We start from the raw sequence: 18,979 nt of genomic DNA on the forward strand, positions 1-18,979 counted from the left end.
TCACAGCGGCCGGTTGAGGACCGCCGGCCCGGTCTTGGCCAGCGTCACGATGAAGAAGAACAGCACGAGCCCGCCGAGCACGAGCGCGAGCGCGACCGAGCGGCGATTGCGCCGCGCCATGTCCTCCGGCGAGAACGGCGCCGGCGGCTGCTTCTTGCCTTGCGGGTCCTGGCTCATCCCAGCACCTTGGGCAGAGCCCACATCAGGCCGAGGCCGTTCTCGGCCAGCAGCACGGCGAAGAGTAGGAAGAGATAAAGGATCGAGAAGCCGAACAGAGCATAGGCGGCCTTGTTGGCGGCTTCACCCTCGGTGACCTTCAGCACGCGCAGCGACAGGCCGATCATGGCCAGGCCGGTGGCGACCGAGACGATCAGGTAGATCAGCCCGCCGAAGCCCATCAGAGCCGGCAGCACCGCGACCGGGGCGAGCACCAGCGTATAGGCGACGATCTGGCGGCGGGTGGCGGCCGGGCCGGCGACGTTCGGCAGCATCGGGATGCCGGCGCGGGCGTAGTCGGCCGACTTCACCAAAGCGAGCGCCCAGAAATGCGGCGGCGTCCACAGGAAGATGATGGCGAACAGCACGATCGAGGTCATGCCGAAATCGCCGGTGACCACCGCTTCGCCGATCATCGGCGGGAAGGCGCCGGCGGCGCCGCCGATCACGATGTTCTGCGGCGTCGCCCGCTTCAGCCACATCGAATAGACGACGGCGTAGAAGAAGATGGTGAAGGCCAGCATCGCCGCCGCGAGCAGGTTGGCGACTAGGCCGAGTACCAGCACCGAGCCGATCGAGAGCGTCAGGCCGAAGGCGAGCGCCTCCGAGGGCAGGATGCGGCCGGCAGGGATCGGCCGGCCGGCGGTGCGGGCCATTACCGCGTCGATGTCGGCGTCCCACCACATGTTGAGGCAGCCCGAGGCGCCGGCACCGACCGAGATCGCCAGCAGGGCGGCAAAGCCGATCACCGGATTGACCGTGCCAGGCGCCGCGACCATGCCGCCGAGCGCCGTGACGATCACCAGGAACATCACCCGCGGCTTGAGCAGCGCGAAGAAGTCCCGCGCCTCGCCGGTGGAACTCAGCGCGACGCCGTCGTCAGCCTGGTTGATCTGATCGAAGGCAGCAGACATCGAAATACGTTCACTTCAACTCTTGGGGATGCCCTGGGGGCATCGGTTGCGGAATCCGCCCGTCTCCGGAACGCCTGGGACCAGGCGCTCGGGGGAGAGGCGGCGGCGGGCTGTTGCGCCCGCCGCCGGTGTTTTCAGTGGTCCGAGCCGGCGATGCGCGGCAGCGTCTCGAACTGGTGGAAGGGCGGCGGCGAGGACAGGGTCCATTCCAGCGTGGTCGCGCCTTCGCCCCACGGATTGTCGCCGGCGAGCTCCTTCTTGGTGAAGGCGACGATGACGCCGTAGATCCAGACCAGCAGTCCGGCCGCGAAGATGTAGGAGCCGATCGACGACCAGAAGTGCCAGCCGGCGAACGCGTCGGGATAGTCGACATAGTGGCGCGGCATGCCGGCGAGACCGAGGAAGTGCTGCGGGAAGAACAGCAGGTTCGCGCCGATGAAGGCAATCCAGAAGTGCAGGCGGCCGATCCAGTCCGGGATGATGTAGCCGCTCATCTTCGGGAACCAGTAGTAGAAGCCCGCGAAGATGCCGAACACCGCGCCGAGCGACAGCACGTAGTGGAAGTGTGCCACCACGTAGTAGGTCGCGTGCAGCGAGCGGTCGAGGCCGGCATTGGCCAGCACGACGCCGGTGACGCCGCCGACGGTGAACAGGAAGATGAAGCCGATCGCCCAGACCATCGGCGCGGTGAAGCGGAGCGAGCCGCCCCACATCGTCGCGATCCAGGAGAAGATCTTCACGCCGGTCGGCACCGCGATCACCATCGTCGCGAACACGAAGTAGCGCTGCGTGTTGAGCGACAGGCCGACCGTGTACATGTGGTGGGCCCAGACGATGAACCCGACCACGCCGATCGCGACCATGGCGTAGGCCATGCCGAGATAGCCGAAGATCGGCTTCTTCGAGAAGGTCGAGATGATGTGGCTGATGATGCCGAAGGCCGGCAGGATCATGATGTAGACTTCGGGGTGGCCGAAGAACCAGAACAGGTGCTGGTAGAGCACCGGGTCGCCGCCGCCGGCCGGATCATAGAAGGTCGTGCCGAAGTTGCGGTCGGTCAGCAGCATGGTGATCGCGCCGGCGAGGACCGGCAGCGCCAGCAGCAGCAGGAAGGCGGTCACCAGCACGCCCCAGGCGAACAGCGGCATCTTGTGCATGGTCATGCCGGGCGCGCGCATGTTCAGGATGGTCGTGATGAAGTTGATCGCGCCCAGGATCGAGGCCGCGCCGGCAAGGTGCAGCGCCAGGATGCCGAAATCGACCGAGGGGCCGGGATGGCCTGTCGACGAGAACGGCGGATAGATCGTCCAGCCTGTGCCGACGCCGTGCGCGCCGGGCGCGCCCTCGACGAACATCGAGATCAGCAGCAGGATCAGTCCCGCCACCGTCAGCCAGAACGAGATGTTGTTCATGCGCGGGAAGGCCATGTCCGGCGCGCCGATCATCAGCGGCACGAACCAGTTTCCGAAGCCGCCGATGAGGGCGGGCATGACCATGAAGAAGATCATGATCAGGCCGTGGCCGGTCACGAAGACATTGTAGCTCTGGCCGTTGGCGAAGATCTGCAGGCCCGGCTGCTGCAGCTCGATGCGCATCATGATCGACAGGAAGCCGCCGATCAGGCCCGCGATGATCGAGAAGATCAGATAGAGCGTGCCGATGTCCTTGTGATTGGTCGAGAGCAGCCAGCGGCGCCAGCCCGTCGGGGTATGGTGCTCGTGGGCGTGGGCGTCGTCATGCCCGTGGGCGTGGGGAGCCGCGGTAGCCATGGAATTCGTCTCCTCCTGCGAATGCGGTTCGCGTGAGTTCTTTCAAGATGTCGGGTTCAGCGGGCCGCTTCGGCGACCTTGCTGGTGGCGTCTGCCGCATTGGCGAATTTCTGCTTCGCTTCCGCGAGCCAGGCCGTGTAGCGCTCCTGGCTGACGACGCGGATGGCGATCGGCATGAAGGCGTGGTTCTGGCCGCAGATGAACGAGCACTGGCCGTAGAAGATGCCTTCGCGATCGGCCCGGAACCAGGTCTCGTTCAGGCGGCCGGGAATGGCGTCGATCTTCACGCCGAAGGCCGGCAGCGCGAACTTGTGGATGACGTCGGCGCCGGTGATCTGCAGGCGCACGATCTTGCCGACCGGAACGACCGCCTCGTTGTCGACGGCGAGCAGGCGGGGCGCCTCGGTCTCGGCGATCTTCTTCGACGAGATCGCCTCGGCGCGCTGCTTCTCGTCGAGCATCAGCGAATCGAAGCCGAAGCTGCCGCCGTCCTGCGGGTACTCATAGGACCAGTACCACTGCTTGCCGGTGACCTTCACGGTCATGTCGGCCTGCGGAATTTCGAGCTGCAGCTTGAGCAGGCGGAAGGAGGGGATCGCGATCACGACCAGGATCAGGACCGGGACGATCGTCCAGGCCACTTCGAGCAGCGCGTGGTGAGTCGTCTTCGAGGCGACCGGATTACGCTTCTCGTTGAAGCGCCAGGCGACATAGACCAGCAGCGCCAGCACGAAGAGCGTGATGATGAAGATCAGGACGTTCACCCAGTCGTGGAACCAGTGGATGAACGTCATCACCTCGGAGTTCGCCGGCTGCAGGTTCATCTGCCAGGGATGAGGCATGCCGTTCTGGGCCGATGCGACGGCCGGCGAAAACGCCACCAGAGCAGCGGCGAAGGCCGCCAGGGCGTTCCTGAGAGGAGTGGTCACAAATCGCATCGGTCCGACATAGCTCCTGTGATGCCGCGCGATCTGCCTCCGTCAGCTTAAGACAGGCGCGCGCCGGGGCAGCCACGTCTGGCCGACCCGGTTCTTCGGCATTGCGATAAATCAAAGATCACGCTTGCGCCAGTGGGGCAATGACAGCCTGTGACGCAGCCCGTGCGGCATAAGTACGCGACATATGCATGGACGCGCGGTGGCCGATCTGCGCAGCCTGCAGTCAGTCTGCCACGAGTCTGCCACGCGGACGCACGTGATCCTTCGCCTTGACAGGAATCGGGACGCATGGTCGGAACGCATTCTCGCGTGGCGGGGGCGCCGTTTCGGTGTGGGTGTGCGCACATTCCCACGCCTGTAAGGAGAGGATGACAGGGATGCGCTCATTGATCGGTCCCGTGGCCGCGGCGCTTGCCGTCCTCGGCTGCGGCTGGCTTTCGGCCACGCCGGCCCACGCGCAAGGCGCGGTACGCTCCACCCATGGCGATTGGCAGATGCGCTGCGAGACGCCGCCGGGCGCCAAGGCCGAGCAATGCGCGCTCGTGCAGAATGTTGCGGCCGAGGACAGGCCGAATCTGACCCTGCTCGTCATCGTGCTGAAGACGGCCGACCAGAAGAGCCGCCTGCTGCGCGTCGTCGCCCCGCTCGGCGTGCTGCTGCCTTCCGGTCTCGGCCTCAAGATCGACGACAAGGATATCGGCCGCGCCGGCTTCGTGCGCTGCCTGACCACCGGCTGCGTCGCCGAGGTGGTGATGGACGATACCCTGCTCGGCCAGCTCAAGACTGGTAAGAGCGCCACATTCATCGTGTTTCAGACGCCGGAGGAGGGGGTCGGAATCCCGGTTTCGCTCAACGGATTCGGTCCCGGTGTGGAGGCTTTGCCGTGATTGATCGCTTCGCTGGCCGCGTCGGCCGGTTCGCTTTGCCTGCCGCTCTGGCGCTCGTGCTCGCCGGCTGCGGCTCTTCCGGCTCGTCGGGCACCGGCGAGCCGAGCTCCGCGCAGAAGCTCGGCAATATCCTGATGTTCCAGTCGACCACGCCGCCGCCGGCCGATCAGTTGCCGACCGATGACGATGTCAACTTCATCTGTCCGCAGGTGATCATCTCCGATGGCGGCGCCGCGATCCGCGCCCAGTCGGGGGCGGACAGCGGCAGCCTGCGCAGCCAGGTCTCGATCACCACCGTGGCGCGCGAATGCACCCCGGTCGGCAAGGATGGCGCCTTCACCCTCAAGGTCGGCGTCGAAGGTCGGATCCTGATCGGGCCGGCCGGCAGCCCCGGCAATTATGGCGCGACGCTGTACACGCAGGTGATGCGCAACAACCAGGTGATCGCGCGCCGTAGCGCTCGTGTCGGCGGTGCCATCCCCGGCGGCCAGACAGGTGCCGACTTCTCGCATGTCGAGAGCAACATCTCCGTCCCCGCCGGCTCCGGCGAGGTCGAGATCATCGTCGGCCTGAATCCGGGCGGCGGCGAGCCGGCGCGGCGCCGGCGCAGGTAAGCGGCACGCTGCCGTGAATTCGGGCGGGTGGGCCGATTGACTCGGCCCCCCGCTCGTCTATTGCTGGCTCAGCCGCATCATCCCCGCGGGAGAGACCGGGGCCGGACTTGTCCGGACCCGGCGCCGAAGGCGCAACCGCCCCGGAAACGCTCAGGCAAACGGACCGCGTGGGAATTGGCGCTCTGGAAAGCGGCGGGCTTTTGAAGCCCGCCCACCGACGGGGGTAACCCGCTTGGGCTTCGGCCCAGTGGGGAAATCTCTCAGGTCCCGAGACAGAGGGGGCGCGCTCCGGACGAATCCGTCCGGGGCTCGCGCTCGATTCTGTTGAGGGGATGCCATGGCTGCCGAAGCCGAGACTGCAAGCACCGAGCCGCTGCTCAAGACGCCGCTGCGCGCCCGCCATGTCACGCTCGGCGCGCGCATGGTGCCGTTCGCCGGCTACGACATGCCGGTGCAGTATCCCGCCGGAATCATGGCCGAGCACAACTGGACGCGCGAGAGCGCCGGCCTGTTCGACGTCTCGCATATGGGCCAGGCTTTCCTCGTCGGTCCCGACCACGAGACCACGGCCCGCGCGCTCGAAGCGCTGATCCCGGCCGATATCGTCAACCTGCCGCCCGGCAAGCAGCGCTATTCGCAGCTGCTGAACGAGGAGGGCGGCATCCTCGACGATCTGATGGTGACCCGCTCGGCCGATCCGGACGAGGACGGGGCGCTGCTGCTCGTCGTCAACGCTGCCTGCAAGACCGAGGACTACGCCCATATCGAGGCGCGGCTGCCGGCCCATGTGAAGCTGGTCAAGGCCGAGCATCGCGGCCTGATCGCCCTGCAGGGCCCCAAGGCCGAGGAGGCGCTGGCGGCGCTCAATCCCGAGGCCGCCGAAATGGGCTTCATGACCCTGCGCACGCTGAAGCTCGGCGGCGTCAAGGCCAACGTCAGCCGCTCCGGCTATACCGGCGAGGACGGCTACGAGATCTCCGCCGCGGCCGACCGGATCGGCGAGATCTGGGACGCGCTCCTGCTCGATGCGCGCGTCAAGCCGATCGGCCTCGGCGCCCGCGATTCGCTGCGCCTTGAGGCGGGCCTCTGCCTCTACGGCCACGACATCGACACCACGACCTCCCCCGTCGAGGCGGCGCTCAACTGGTCGATCCAGAAGCGCCGGCGCGAGGAGGGCGGTTTCCCGGGGGCCGCTCGCATCCAGCGCGAGTTCGCCGAGAAGCCGGCTCGCATCCGCGTCGGCCTGCTGCCGGAAGGTCGGGCTCCGGCCCGCGAGGGTGCGGAGATCGCCACTGCCGACGGCACCATCGTCGGCAAGGTCACCTCGGGCGGCTTCGGCCCGACCCTGAACGGCCCCTGCGCCATGGGCTATGTCGCCAGGGAGCATTCGGCTCCCGGCACGAAGCTCGACCTGATCGTGCGCGGCAAGCCCCTGCCGGCGACCATCGCCGCGATGCCTTTCGTCCCCAACCGCTACAAGCGCTGAACCCACCTGTTTCGTCGGAGGAAACCATGGCCGAGACCCGCTACACCAAGGACCACGAATACATCCGCATCGAGGGCGACACCGGCACGGTCGGCATCACCGACTACGCCCAGGGCCAGCTCGGCGATGTCGTCTTCGTCGAGCTGCCCACCGTCGGCAAGGCGCTCGCCAAGGGCGGAGAAGCTGCCGTCGTCGAGAGCGTCAAGGCGGCCTCCGAGGTCTATGCGCCGGTCTCCGGCGAGGTCGTCGCCGTCAACAGCGAGCTTGAAGCCGCGCCGGGCACGGTCAACGAGGACCCGGCCGGCAAGGGCTGGTTCGTCAAGATCAAGCTGGCGAACACCGGCGAGCTCGATGGCCTGCTGAGCGAGGCCGAGTACCAGGACTACGTCAAGACGCTCTGAAACCGTCACTCTGGTCCGGAGAGCCCCAACCTCCGGACCAGAAAGCACTGGTCGAAGAGATGCTCGGGCTGAGCCCGAGCATGACGCCATTCAAGGAACCTCCATGCGCTATCTCCCCCTGACCGAGACCGACCGCGAGGACATGCTCGCGCGCATCGGCGTAACCGATGTCGATGCGCTCTTCTCCGACGTGCCGAACGGCAAGCTGCTGAAAGAGCCGCTCGACCTGCCCCGCGCCAAGGGCGAGCTTGAGGTCGAGCGCATCCTTGGGCGGCTGTCGGCGAAGAACACCGCGGCGGGCTCGGTGCCGTTCTTCGTCGGGGCCGGTGCCTACAAGCACCATGTCCCGGCGACGGTCGATCATCTGATCCAGCGCTCGGAATTCCTGACCAGTTACACGCCCTATCAGCCCGAGATCGCGCAGGGCACGCTGCAATATCTCTTCGAGTTCCAGACCCAGGTCGCGGCGCTGACCGGCATGGAGGTCGCCAACGCCTCGATGTATGACGGCTCGACCGGCACGGCCGAGGCGGTGCTGATGGCCCACCGCGTCACCCGGCGGCGCAAGGCGGTGCTCTCCGGCGGCCTGCACCCGCATTACACCCAGGTCGTCGAGACCCTGTCCGAGATGGCCAGTGACGAGGTCGTGGCGCTGAAGCCCGACGTCCGCGCCACCGAGGACATCCTCGCCGCGATCGACGACAGCGTCTCCTGCGTCGTGGTGCAGTCGCCCGACGTCTTCGGCAACCTGCGCGATCTCAAGCCGATCGCCGACAAGGCGCATGCCCATGGCGCGCTGCTGATCGCGGTGTTCACCGAGGTCGTCTCGCTCGGCGCGGTGATCCCGCCCGGCGCGCAGGACGCCGACATCGTCGTCGGCGAGGGCCAGTCGATCGGCAATGCCCTGAACTTCGGCGGCCCCTATGTCGGTCTCTTCGCCGCCAAGTCGAAATATGTCCGCCAGATGCCGGGCCGGCTCTGCGGCGAGACCGTCGATGCCGATGGCCGCCGCGGCTTCGTGCTGACGCTCTCGACCCGCGAGCAGCATATCCGCCGCGACAAGGCGACCTCGAACATCTGCACCAATTCCGGCCTGTGCGTGCTGGCCTTCACCATCCACATGACGCTGCTCGGTCAGGCCGGCCTGACCCGGCTCGCCGAGGTCAACCACGCCAATGCGGTGAAGCTCGCCGACGCGCTCGCCGGCGTGAAGGGCGCCGAAGTCCTGAACGAGAGCTTCTTCAACGAGTTCACGGTGAAGCTCGCCAAGCCGGCGGCCGAGGTGGCCGAGGCGCTCGCCGCCAAGGGCATCCTCGCCGGCGTGCCGGTCTCGCGCCTGCTGCCGGGCGCCGGGCTCGACGATCTCCTGATCGTCGCCAATACCGAAGTGAATACGGATGACGATCGGGCGGCCTTCGTGGCGGCGCTCGCGGAGGTGCTGTGATGCTGAACCGTCAGGGACGTCCCACCCAGGCTGGCGAGGGCGAGAGCCAGCGTCACGAGACCTTCACCGGCAACAAGGCCCTCCAGCAGATCGAGCCGCTGATCTTCGAGATCGGCCATCACGAGACGACCGGCGTCGATATCGACAAGCCGGCGCCGTTCAAGAGCCGCCTCGGCAAGCATGCTCGCCAGGGCGAGATCGGCCTGCCCGGCCTCTCCGAGCCGGAGGCGATGCGCCATTATGTGCGCCTCAGCCAGAAGAACTACGGCATCGACACCGGGCTGTTCCCGCTCGGCTCCTGCACGATGAAGCATAATGCCCGCCTCAACGAGAAGGTGGCGCGGCTGCCGGGCTTCTCCGACGTGCACCCGCTGCAGCCGGTCTCGACCGTGCCCGGCGCGCTCGACGTCATGCTCGAGCTCGCCCGCTATCTGATGACGCTGACCGGCATGCCGGCGGTGGCGCTGTCGCCCAAGGCCGGCGCCCATGGCGAAGCCTGCGGCATGATGGCGATCAAGGCCGCCATCGCTGCCAAGGGCGAGGGCGCGACCCGCAACGTCGTGCTGGTTCCCGAATCGGCTCACGGCACCAACCCGGCGACCGCGGCGCTGATCGGCTTCTCGGTGAAGGCCGTTCCGGCCCGTCCGGACGGCACTGTCGCGGTCGAGGACGTCAAGGCGCTGCTCGGCCCCGAGGTCGCCGCGATCATGCTGACCAATCCGAACACCTGCGGCATCTTCGAGCCGCAGATCGTCGAGATTGCCGCGGCGATGCACGAGGCCGGCGCCTATTTCTATTGCGACGGCGCCAATTTCAACGCGATTGTCGGCAAGGCGCGCCCGGGCGATCTCGGCGTCGACGCCATGCACATCAACCTGCACAAGACCTTCTCGACCCCGCATGGCGGCGGCGGTCCGGGCGCCGGCCCGGTCGTGCTGTCGGAGCGGCTGGCGCCCTACGCGCCGGTGCCGTTCATCCATGTCGAGGGCGGCAAGTCGCGTCTGGTTGAGCACAAGGCCGATGCGCCGGAGGGGAACGACCCGTTCGGCCGCATGACCGCCTTCCACGGCCAGATGGGCATGTATGTGCGGGCCTTGGCCTACATGCTCAGCCATGGCGCCGACGGCATGAAGCAGGCCTCGGAAGACGCGGTGCTGAACGCCAACTACATCCGCGCAGGCCTCGCCGACCTGATGTCGTTGCCCTTCCCCGACCACCCCTCGATGCACGAGGCGCTGTTCGACGACGACTGGCTGAAGGGCACTGGAGTCACCACGCTCGACTTCGCCAAGGCGATGATCGACGAAGGCTATCACCCGATGACGGTGTATTTCCCGCTCGTCGTCCACGGCGCGATGCTGATCGAGCCGACCGAGTCCGAATCGAAGGCCTCGCTCGACCTGTTCATCGCGACGCTGCGCGACCTCGCCATCGCTGCCAAAGGCAACGACAAGAGCCGCTTCACCGCTGCTCCGCATCATGCCCCGATGCGCCGCCTCGACGAGACCAGGGCCGCGCGCCAGCCGGTGCTGAAATGGGAAAAGCCCGCGCCGGTGAAGGAAGCGGCGGAGTAAGGCCGGCGTTTCCTGCTTCTGATCGGGTCGCTCGACCCGATCAGATCCGATGTCTTCAGGCCTCGTCCCAGGGATCGATGATCGTCAGCCCGAGGCCGGTGAAATGTCTGACGTTGCGCGTGGCGATGGCGAGGCTGTGTGTGGCGGCTGTCGCCGCGAGAAACCCGTCCATGATCGACATGTTCAGGCCAGTGCGGCGAGATTGCGCCATCACGTCGCCCCAGAGCGCTGCGACCGGTGTCGAGATCGGAAGGAGCCGGTTCCCGAAACGCGCCGGCAGCTCAGCCGCGACCCATTCGCTCAAGCGGATGCGTCGGCGGCCTTCCGCCATCAAGGCCACGCCGCGGTAGAGCTCGGCAATCGTGATGATGCTGAGATAGAGGCCTTCCTCGGGGGTATCCTGGAGGAAGCGTTCGACGGCAGCTGATGGTTGCGGCTTCTGCGGCTCGGAAATGACGTTGGTATCGAGCAGTATTTTCACAGCTCGATGTCGCTCGGCTGATCTGTGAGGCGCCTGAGGTCGAGGTCAGCCCCCCGTAGTGGTGAGTTCTGCAGAAACTCCAGCAAATTGCCCTTCGGCGCCGTCTTCTTCTCCCACTCCTCCACCGACACCAGCACCGCTGCCGGCTTGCCGTTGCGGGTCACCGTCTGCGGACCTTCGGACTTTGCCTTGTCGATGAGCTCGGAGAAGTGCGCCTTGGCGTTGGCGACGCTCCAGCTCGCCTTCGATGTCGCTGTCATGCACCGCCTCCCCAAGAAATGACCATGATGACTATATGGGTCATCTACGGCGTCCGGCAAGCCGAGCTGACTTATGGTCACCTTTCCGGCCTGCCTTAAGGCTTCCTTGACCATATGCGAGGGAAGCTTCCGACGGCGTGTATCCTCGCGCCTCGGAAGCTCGCCCATGTATCGCGTTCGCCTTCGCCATATGCTCGCCGCCGCGGTCTCCTTCGCGGCGATGCTCTCGGCCTCCCGCGCCGAGGAGCCGGGCTATGGCCCCAAGACCTATGACCGCACGCTCGAGGCGCTGATCACGCATGAGGACATCGCCGGCCGCGGCGGCTGGCCCAAGATTCCCGGCTCGGCGAGCGCGCTGAAGCCTGATTCGCAGGGGCCGGATGTCGCCCTTCTGAAGAAGCGGCTGATGCTGAGCGGCGACCTGCCGCCCGATGCCCTGCCGGGCGATGTCTATGACGCGACCGTCGTCGCCGCGATGAAGCGCTTCCAGCGTCGCCATGGCCTGTCGGATCTCGGCACGGTCGGCCGCCTCACCTTGAAGGCGCTGAACGTACCCGTGGAAGTGCGCCTCAACCAGCTCACCGCGACGCTGGAGCGGCTCAAGGGCAACGGCTTCAGCTTCACCGATCGCTATGTCGTGGTGAACATCCCCGGCGCCAGCGCCGAGGCGGTGGAAAAGGGCGTGGTGCAGCGCCGCCATCTCGCTATCGTCGGCCGGCCCGATCGGGCCTCGCCTGTGCTCCAGGCCAACATCACCTCGGTCAATCTGAACCCCTACTGGACGGTGCCGATGTCGATCGTGAAGGCCGACATCATCCCGAAGATGCGCAAGGAGCCGGACTTCATTGCCAAGTCCAACATGAAGCTGCTCGGCGCCGAGAACCGCGAGATCGATCCGGCCAGCGTCAACTGGGCGAGCCTGAGCAACCCCTATTTCTACGTCCGGCAGGAGCCGGGCCCGACCAATTCGCTCGGCCAGCTCAAGATCGACATGCCGAACAGCGAGGCGGTCTACATGCACGACACGCCGAAGAAGTCGCTGTTCCGCAACGATGTCCGCTTCAACTCCTCCGGCTGTGCCCGCATCGAGGGCGTGCGCGACCTCGCGGCCTGGCTGCTCGAAGGCACCGAATGGACGGAGGCCGCGATCGAGGCCGAGATCGCCAAGGGCGAGCGCAAGAACATCACGCTGAAGAAGGCGGTGCCGGTCGCTTGGGTCTACATGACCGGCTGGCAGGATGCCGAGGGGCTGGTGCAGTTCCGCGACGACATCTACGGGCTCGACACGCCGCAGGGCATCGTCACCTCGACGATCCAGCCACGCCGGCCCAAGCCCAAGCCGGTCGTCGCTCCGGCAGGCGCTGCCCCCGCCACGGTGAAGCTGCCTCAGCCGGTCGTCCGGCCGGTTGCGCCGAAGGCTGCGGCCGCTCCCGTCGCCGCGCCGCGTCCGGCGCCCCCGACGGCTGTCGCCATCCAGTAGGGCAGGGCAGTCCTTCCTGGTCAGAAGAGTCAATGAAAAACGCCGCGGTCCGAGGACCGCGGCGTTTTCGTTTCTCGCAATGGCGCAGCGGCTCAGTTGAGCTTGGCGCGCACGTCCTTCAGGCCGGCGGCGATCAGGTCGGCACCGGCCTTGCCGGCGACCTGGCCACGCAGGATGACCTCGGCGGCGCGGGTCGCAGCCTCGGCGGCGGCGGCACGGACCTCGGCGGTGGCCTGCGTCTCGGCCTGGGCGATCTTGTCCTCGGCCGACTTGGTCCGCCGGGTGACGAACTCCGCCAGCTTCTCCTCGGCGTCCTTGGCGAGGCGCAGGGCCTCGTCCTTGGCGTTGGCGACGATCGCCTCGGCCTCGGCCTCGGCGGCCTTGCGCTTGCCTTCGAACTCGGCGAGCAGCAGCTCGGCCTCGTGGCGCAGGCGCCGCGCCTCGGCGAGTTCGCGGGCGACAAGCTCACCACGCGCGTCGAGCGCGCCGGTGAGGCCCTTGAGAGCACCCATCTTCACCGCCATGGCGAGGAAGATGACGGTCGAGACGAGGACCCAGAAGGTCGGATTGCTCAACATGGTGCTCAGCCTCCCAGCGCGGTCTTGACCGCCTTGGCGGCGTCGGCCGGGGCCGGAGCCGTGCCGGTCAGGTGGCTGACGATAGCGCCGGCCGCGTCGGCGGCGATCGCCTCGACATGGCTCATCGCCTCGGTCTTGGTGGCGACGATCTTGGCCTCGGCATCGGCGAGCTTGGCGGAAAGATCGGCCTCGACGCTCTTGCGCCGCGTGGCGCTGTCGGCGTTGACTTTCTCGCGCGTCTCCTGCGCGATCGCCTGTGACTTGGCGCGGGCTTCGGCAAGCGACTTCTCATAGGCCTGCCCGGCCTCTTCGGCCTTGGCCTTCATCGCGGCTGCTTCGTCGAGGTCGCCACCGATCTTGTTGGCGCGGTCCTCGAGGATGCTGCCGAGACGCGGCACGATGACCTTGGCGGCGAGCCAGTAGAGGAAGCCGAAGGTGATCGCGAGCCAGAGCAGCTGCGAGGCAAAGGTTTCGCCCTGGAAAGGCGGGAAGCCGCCGCCATGGGCGGGAGCCGCGCCGCCATGGGCGGTCGTTCCGGTGGTCGTGGCTGGCGCTGCCATCACTGAACCTCATCCGGCCGCGCGAGCCCGGACGGTTCGCACGGCGATAGGGAAGGGAGGCGGGAGCCCGCCGCGTGGCGCCTTATGAGGGGCGCCGCCTGCGGCAGGCTCGGGTAGCGTTCGCGATCAGACCGCGAAGAGCAGCAGCAGCGCGATCAGCAGCGAGAAGATGCCGAGCGCTTCGGTCAGCGCGAAGCCGAGCAGCAGGGTGCCGCGCTGGCCATCGGCCGCCGACGGGTTGCGCAGGGCGCCCGAGAGGAACTGGCCGAACAGGTTGCCGAGGCCGATGCCCGCGCCGGCCATGCCGAGGCAAGCGAGACCAGCGCCGATGTACTTGGCTGCGACGGGATCCATGGAAATGCTCCTTAGGGGGATAGTTGTGACAGTCGAGGGGTGAACTTGGGGATCAGGGCCGATCAGTGGCCCGGATGCAGGGCGTCGTGCAGGTAGATGCAGGTCAGCACGGCGAAGACATAGGCCTGCAGGCCGGCGACCAGGAATTCCAGCGCGATCAGCGCGATGGTCAGCACGAGCGGCAGCGGCGAGAGGATGGCCCAGCCGCCGGCGAAGAGCAGCGTCGCCACGAAGCCGGCGAAGATCTTCAGCGCGATGTGGCCGGCGAGCATGTTGGCGAAGAGACGGACCGACAGGCTGATCGGGCGCGAGACGAAGGAGATCACCTCGATCGGCACCAGGATGATAAGCATCAACGGGTGCACGCCCTTCGGCACGAACAGGCCGAAGAAGTGGGCGCCATGCTTGGCGATGCCATAGATGATGACGGTGAAGATCACGAGCGCGGCGAGCGCGGCGGTGACGATCAGGTGGCTGGTGACGGTGAACGAACCCGGGATCATGCCGAGCATGTTACAGACCAACACGAACATGAAGAGCGAGAACACCAGCGGCATGAACTTCATGCCGTCATGGCCGGCCGAGTCTTTCACTGTGTTGGCTACGAACTCGTAGCCCATCTCAGCCAGCGATTGCAGCCTGCCTGGAACCAGCGAGCGGTTGCGCGTGCCGTAGACGAAGAGCAGCACGATGATGGCGACGGCGGCGACCATGAACAGGGCGGAATTGGTGAAAGCGATCTCGCTTCCGCCGATCTTGCCAAGAGACACGATCGGTTTGATCTCGAATTGTTCGATCGGACCAGCCATCTGTCGCCCTTGTTCCTGCCATAAGACGGCCCCTTTCGGGACCGAGCCTCAGTTCTGCGCGCCCGACTTATCGTCAGTGCGCGATTTCATCAAGCCCGCAGCGCGCACGACGTTCATCACGCCAGCGCCGAAGCCGAGCATCAGCAGGGCGATCATCCCGAAGGGCGCCGTCCCCAGCCATTTATCGACGGCCCAGCCGAGCCCGCCGCCGACAATGATGCCGGCAACGAATTCCGTGGAAAGCCGCATCGCCTGACCGATTCCGCTGGAATCGGCGGACGTGCTCTCGCGCCGGATTTCGGCTTCCGTCTGGTTGGTCGCACGCTTCAGGCCCGCATCTAGGGATTTGAGCCGGCTTTCGAGGCTCGCATCCTTGTCCGCAGGCCGCTCCGGGCCTGAACCTTGTCCGTCCTGGCCCGTCATCACCGTTCGACCGCCGTCATGACACGACCCTTCCGTGCTCGGTCCCCGAAGAAACCGGACAATACCGGAATTGTCGCTGATTTGCGCTGCCTGGCCGGTCGATCCGGAACCGGATCGTCGTGGCGGGCGCTCATCGGATTGCCGATCGCTCCGCGCGGTGAAAAAAGCTCCGCCACCCGGAAAAATCGGGCGCACCATATTGACGGGGTCATATGGTGTCAAGTTGAGCAGGTCGTGATTAATGCCTTGAAAAATAAAATGATTTTAGAGTGTCGCAGGGCGCTTTGGACGATTCTTGTGCGCCGCGGCAATAATGTCAGACCGCCTCGCGGATGCGCTCGGCCGTGGCGAGGTCGACCGATACCATCTGGCTGACCCCGCGTTCGGCCATGGTGACGCCGAACAGCCGGTCCATGCGCGCCATGGTGATCGGGTTGTGGGTGATCAGGATGAAACGCGTCGAGGTGTTGCGCGCCATCTCCTCGAGCAGGTCGCAATAGCGCTCGACATTGGCGTCATCGAGCGGGGCGTCGACCTCGTCGAGCACGCAGATCGGCGAGGGATTGGTCAGGAACACCGCGAAGATCAGGGCGGTTGCGGTCAGCGCCTGCTCGCCGCCGGAGAGCAAGGTCATCACCTGCGGCTTTTTGCCCGGCGGCCGCGCGATGATCTCGAGCCCGGCTTCGAGCGGGTCCTCCGAATCGACCAGGGTCAGGTCGGCTGTGCCGCCGCCGAACAGCACCCCGAAGAGATGCTGGAAATGGCCGTTGACGATCTCGAATGCGGCAAGAAGCCGCTCCCGTCCTTCACGGTTGAGCGCTCCGATCGCCTGGCGCAGGCGCCGGATCGCCTCGGTCAGGTCATCGCGCTCGGTTGCGAGGCCGCTGCGCTTGCCCTGGACTTCGGTGAGTTCGTCATCGGCGCGCAGATTGACCGCGCCGAGCCGCTCACGCTCCGCCTTGAGCCCACCGAGCCGGCGCTCGACATCCTCGGCATCCGGCGGCGTATCGCCGACCTTCAGCCCGGCGAGCTGATGCAGGCCTGCGACCTCCGTCTCCAGCCCGTCGACGATCTGGCGCACGACATCGGCGAGGCGCTGCCGCGCTGCCTCCAGCCTGGCCTCCGCGCTCGCACGAGCCTCGCGGGTCGCCGACAGCGCTTCCAGCGCCGCACGTGCCTGCCGGTCGGCTTCCGCCTGCGCGACTTCGCCTGCGGCGAGCTTGTCGGCGGCGGTACGCCGGTTGCCCTCGGCAGTCTCGATCTCGGCGAGGAGCCGGCGGCGCTCGACCAGGAAGGTGTCGGGCGCCTCCAGGAGGGCCTTGTGCTCGGCCGCAGCGGTCTCGATTCGCCGGCGGGTATCGGCAGCGCTCTGCTCGCTGGTGGCGGCCCGCTCGCGCCAGGCGCGCAGGTCCCCTGCGATCGCCTCGCGGCGGCGGCTGCGCAATTCGGCCTCGCGCCCCTGCGTCTGCACCCGCGCCCGCGCCTCGGAGGCTGCCGCACGCCGCTCGCCCAGTTCGGCCCGGGCGGCGAGCAGGGCGCCTTCCAGTTCGGGCGCCGGGGCGAGGCCCCCTAGATCCTGATTCGTGGCTTCGGTTTGCGCCTGCGCGTCGGCGATGTTCTGGCCGAGCCGGCCGATCGCCTCGGTCAGGGCCGAGCGGCGGGCCGCCGTCTCGCCGGCCTTGCGCTCGGCCTGGGCCAGCCGCTCGCGCGCCTGGTCGAGATTGCGCCTGGCCTCGCGGGCTGCCTCCAGCGCCTTCGTCTCGGTCTGGGTGGCCGCCTTGGTGCGTTCGCTCGCCTGGTCGAGACCATCACGCGCCGCTTCGGACGCTTCGCGCGCCACCTGCGCCTCGCGTTCGAGATCGCCGAGGCGATTCTTCTCGGCGAGCCGGCGGGCGGCGGGAGAGGGCGCTTCGGCAGCGCTGGTGAAGCCGTCCCAGCGCCAGATATCGCCTTCGCGCGAGACCAGCCGCTGGCCCGGCAACAGCTTGGGTCGCAAGGCGACGCCATCCGCCCGGGCGACGACGCCGATCTGGCGCAGGCGCCGGGCGAGTGCCGCGGGTCCGCGCACATGCCTGGCGAGCGGCTCGACGCCCTCTGGAAGGGCAGGGTCGCTCTCGCCGCTGCCGCTGTCGGACCAATGCGCCGGCGCGGCGGAATCGGCGGAGGCGTCGAGATCGTCGCCGAGCGCTGCGCCCAGCGCTGTCTCGTAGCCCTTGGCCGCAGCGATCGAATCGAGGATCGCCGGCCAGCGTCCGCCGGCCGCCGGAGCGAGCAGTTTCTGGAGGGTGCGGACTTCGGTTTCCAGGCGTTGCGCCTTGCGGTCGGCTTCCGCGACCGGCCCGCGTAGCCGCGCTTCCTCCTCGCGCGCGGCAGCGAGAGCGCTGCGCGCCGCACCCGCAGCGGCATCCGCGCTCTGCATCGCCGTTTCCGCGGTCGCAACGGTGGCACGCAAGCCGTCGAGCGAGGCGGCGGTGCCGTCGGCATCGAGCGCAGCCTGGTCGCGCTGCAGCCGCTCGCGCTCTGCCGCGTGGCGGGTCTCGCGTTCCCTGGCCTCGCGCAGGGCCCGTTCGAGCGCACCGCGTCGGGCGCTCAATTCGGACAGCCTTGCCTGCACTGCCGCATGCTCGGCTTCGGCGGCCGCCAGCGCCTTCTCGGCTTCGGCGAGCTCGACGGCTGCCGTCTTGCTGCTGCCCGTCGCGGCTTCGGCCTCCAGCCGCAGGCTCTCATCCTCGGCCGTCAGGCGCGACAGGCTGTCGCTTGCATCCTTGCCGAGGCTGTCCTGCCGGGCGAGATCGCCCTGCAGTTCGGCGAGCCGCTTGGCCAGTTCCTCGGTGCGCTGCCTGGCGCGCCGATTCTCGGCCTCGATTTCGTCGAGGCCGCGCTTCAAGCGCACAAGTGCTGCTGCGGCCGCGGCCTCGCCCTCGCGCAGCGCCGGCAGGGCATGCGCCGCGATCGCCTGCAGCCGGGCCGCTTCCGCCTGCACGCCGGTCTTGTCGGCGACCTCACGGACGGCCGCTTCGAGCGCCCGTTCGGCTCCGGCTTCCTGCGTCCGCGCTTCGTGATGGGCGATCAGCGCCAGCACGGCCTCGGCCTTGCGGATGTCCGAGGCGAGGTTGCGGTAACGCGTCGCCTGGCGCGCCTGGCGTTGCAAAGCCTCGACCTGCCCGTCGATCTCGGCGAGCACGTCTTCGAGCCGGTTGAGATTGTCCTCGGCGCCCCTGAGGCGCAGCTCGGCCTCATGCCGGCGGCTGTGCAGCCCGGCGATGCCGGCGGCGTCTTCGAGGATACGTCGGCGCGATTGCGGCTTGGCCGAGATGATCTCGCTGATCTGGCCCTGGCGCACCAGCGCCGGCGAACGCGCGCCGGTGGCGGCGTCGGCGAAGAGGAGCTGCACGTCGCGGGCGCGCACCTCCTTGCCGTTGATCCGGTATGTCGAGCCTTCCTCGCGCTCGATCCGGCGCGTCACCTCCAGCACCTCAGCCTCATTGAAGGCGGCGGGCGCCTTGCGGTCGCTGTTGTCGAGGGTGAGTGCGACCTCGGCCATGTTGCGGGCCGGGCGCTCGGACGAGCCGCCGAAGATGACGTCGTCCATCCCCGAGCCGCGCATGTTCTTGAACGAGCTTTCGCCCATCACCCAGCGCAGGGCTTCGACGAGATTGGATTTGCCGCAGCCGTTCGGGCCGACGACGCCCGTCAGCCCCGGCTCGATCTGGAATTCGGTCGGCTCGACGAAGGTCTTGAAGCCGGCGAGCTTGAGGCGCGTCAGATGCATCGACGCGCCATCAGGCTAT

The 18,979-nt window shown here is 67.5% G+C and carries 19 protein-coding genes and 2 riboswitches; of the genes, 7 read left to right on the top strand and 12 right to left on the bottom strand.

Annotation, left to right across the window (positions count from 1 at the left end; all coding sequences use genetic code 11):
* The 4 genes from AC3WLC_RS12320 to coxB all read right to left on the bottom strand — a co-directional run bounded on the left by AC3WLC_RS12320 (position 1) and on the right by coxB (position 3,837).
* Positions 1–177 carry a cytochrome c oxidase system small membrane protein gene (locus AC3WLC_RS12320; protein WP_493684203.1) on the bottom strand — a complete coding sequence of 59 codons (177 nt, stop codon included), beginning with the start codon at positions 175–177 and terminating at the stop codon, positions 1–3.
* Entirely contained in the window at positions 174–1,130 is a 957-nt protein-coding gene (locus AC3WLC_RS12325; RefSeq protein ID WP_493684204.1) for a heme o synthase, read from the bottom strand. The genes AC3WLC_RS12320 and AC3WLC_RS12325 overlap by 4 nt, the downstream gene beginning before the upstream one ends.
* A 134-nt stretch (positions 1,131–1,264) precedes the next feature.
* Entirely contained in the window at positions 1,265–2,899 is a 1,635-nt protein-coding gene (gene ctaD / locus AC3WLC_RS12330) for a cytochrome c oxidase subunit I (protein ID WP_493684205.1), read from the bottom strand.
* Between the two features lie 56 nt (positions 2,900–2,955).
* The gene (gene coxB / locus AC3WLC_RS12335; protein WP_493684206.1) at positions 2,956–3,837 is read right to left on the bottom strand and encodes a cytochrome c oxidase subunit II; all 882 of its coding nucleotides are present in this window, start codon (positions 3,835–3,837) and stop codon (positions 2,956–2,958) included.
* 368 nt (positions 3,838–4,205) lie between these two features.
* On the opposite strand from coxB, the gene AC3WLC_RS12340 reads away from it, so the two are divergent.
* From AC3WLC_RS12340 to gcvPB, 6 genes are all read left to right on the top strand, one after another.
* Complete coding sequence (locus AC3WLC_RS12340) at positions 4,206–4,724, top strand: invasion associated locus B family protein (protein ID WP_493684207.1); 519 nt, start codon at positions 4,206–4,208, stop codon at positions 4,722–4,724.
* The gene (locus tag AC3WLC_RS12345) at positions 4,721–5,338 is read left to right on the top strand and encodes a hypothetical protein (RefSeq protein ID WP_493684208.1); all 618 of its coding nucleotides are present in this window, start codon (positions 4,721–4,723) and stop codon (positions 5,336–5,338) included. Before AC3WLC_RS12340 ends, AC3WLC_RS12345 begins: the two co-directional genes overlap by 4 nt.
* A 76-nt stretch (positions 5,339–5,414) precedes the next feature.
* Positions 5,415–5,514, top strand: a riboswitch (glycine riboswitch).
* 4 nt (positions 5,515–5,518) lie between these two features.
* Positions 5,519–5,616: riboswitch (glycine riboswitch) on the top strand.
* 59 nt (positions 5,617–5,675) lie between these two features.
* A complete protein-coding gene (gene gcvT, locus AC3WLC_RS12350; RefSeq protein ID WP_493684209.1) occupies positions 5,676–6,824 on the top strand; it encodes a glycine cleavage system aminomethyltransferase GcvT in 1,149 nt (382 codons plus the stop codon).
* Between the two features lie 26 nt (positions 6,825–6,850).
* Positions 6,851–7,225 carry a glycine cleavage system protein GcvH gene (gene gcvH / locus AC3WLC_RS12355; protein ID WP_137881507.1) on the top strand — a complete coding sequence of 125 codons (375 nt, stop codon included), beginning with the start codon at positions 6,851–6,853 and terminating at the stop codon, positions 7,223–7,225.
* A 103-nt stretch (positions 7,226–7,328) separates the two neighbouring features.
* Complete coding sequence (gene gcvPA, locus AC3WLC_RS12360; protein ID WP_493684210.1) at positions 7,329–8,669, top strand: aminomethyl-transferring glycine dehydrogenase subunit GcvPA; 1,341 nt, start codon at positions 7,329–7,331, stop codon at positions 8,667–8,669.
* Positions 8,669–10,243 (top strand): aminomethyl-transferring glycine dehydrogenase subunit GcvPB, encoded by a 1,575-nt coding sequence (gene gcvPB / locus AC3WLC_RS12365; RefSeq protein WP_493684211.1) that lies wholly within the window; start codon positions 8,669–8,671, stop codon positions 10,241–10,243. The genes gcvPA and gcvPB overlap by 1 nt, the downstream gene beginning before the upstream one ends.
* Before the next feature lie 55 nt (positions 10,244–10,298).
* Here gcvPB and AC3WLC_RS12370 read toward each other — a convergent pair whose 3' ends face one another.
* Together AC3WLC_RS12370 and AC3WLC_RS12375 are read right to left on the bottom strand one after the other, a co-directional pair.
* Positions 10,299–10,724 carry a type II toxin-antitoxin system VapC family toxin gene (locus AC3WLC_RS12370; RefSeq protein WP_493684212.1) on the bottom strand — a complete coding sequence of 142 codons (426 nt, stop codon included), beginning with the start codon at positions 10,722–10,724 and terminating at the stop codon, positions 10,299–10,301.
* A complete protein-coding gene (locus AC3WLC_RS12375) occupies positions 10,721–10,984 on the bottom strand; it encodes a type II toxin-antitoxin system Phd/YefM family antitoxin (protein WP_493684213.1) in 264 nt (87 codons plus the stop codon). Before AC3WLC_RS12375 ends, AC3WLC_RS12370 begins: the two co-directional genes overlap by 4 nt.
* 166 nt (positions 10,985–11,150) lie before the next feature.
* Between AC3WLC_RS12375 and AC3WLC_RS12380 the strand changes: the two genes are divergently transcribed.
* A complete protein-coding gene (locus AC3WLC_RS12380) occupies positions 11,151–12,464 on the top strand; it encodes a L,D-transpeptidase family protein (protein WP_493684214.1) in 1,314 nt (437 codons plus the stop codon).
* A 92-nt stretch (positions 12,465–12,556) separates the two neighbouring features.
* Here AC3WLC_RS12380 and AC3WLC_RS12385 read toward each other — a convergent pair whose 3' ends face one another.
* The 6 genes from AC3WLC_RS12385 to AC3WLC_RS12410 all read right to left on the bottom strand — a co-directional run bounded on the left by AC3WLC_RS12385 (position 12,557) and on the right by AC3WLC_RS12410 (position 18,960).
* A complete protein-coding gene (locus AC3WLC_RS12385; protein ID WP_493684551.1) occupies positions 12,557–13,039 on the bottom strand; it encodes a F0F1 ATP synthase subunit B family protein in 483 nt (160 codons plus the stop codon).
* Between the two features lie 8 nt (positions 13,040–13,047).
* A complete protein-coding gene (locus AC3WLC_RS12390; protein ID WP_493684215.1) occupies positions 13,048–13,602 on the bottom strand; it encodes a F0F1 ATP synthase subunit B in 555 nt (184 codons plus the stop codon).
* A 126-nt stretch (positions 13,603–13,728) separates the two neighbouring features.
* Positions 13,729–13,956: a F0F1 ATP synthase subunit C gene (locus AC3WLC_RS12395; RefSeq protein ID WP_091831801.1), complete on the bottom strand. Its 228-nt coding sequence runs from the start codon at positions 13,954–13,956 to the stop codon at positions 13,729–13,731.
* Positions 13,957–14,018: 62 nt separating this feature from the next.
* Entirely contained in the window at positions 14,019–14,765 is a 747-nt protein-coding gene (locus tag AC3WLC_RS12400) for a F0F1 ATP synthase subunit A (RefSeq protein WP_493684216.1), read from the bottom strand.
* A gap of 48 nt (positions 14,766–14,813) precedes the next feature.
* Positions 14,814–15,188 (bottom strand): AtpZ/AtpI family protein, encoded by a 375-nt coding sequence (locus AC3WLC_RS12405; protein WP_493684217.1) that lies wholly within the window; start codon positions 15,186–15,188, stop codon positions 14,814–14,816.
* A 316-nt stretch (positions 15,189–15,504) separates the two neighbouring features.
* Positions 15,505–18,960: a chromosome segregation SMC family protein gene (locus AC3WLC_RS12410; protein ID WP_493684218.1), complete on the bottom strand. Its 3,456-nt coding sequence runs from the start codon at positions 18,958–18,960 to the stop codon at positions 15,505–15,507.
* Between the last annotated feature and the right edge of the window lie 19 nt (positions 18,961–18,979).

The sequence above is a fragment of the Allobosea sp. GW821-FHT03A12 genome, from assembly GCF_058986765.1.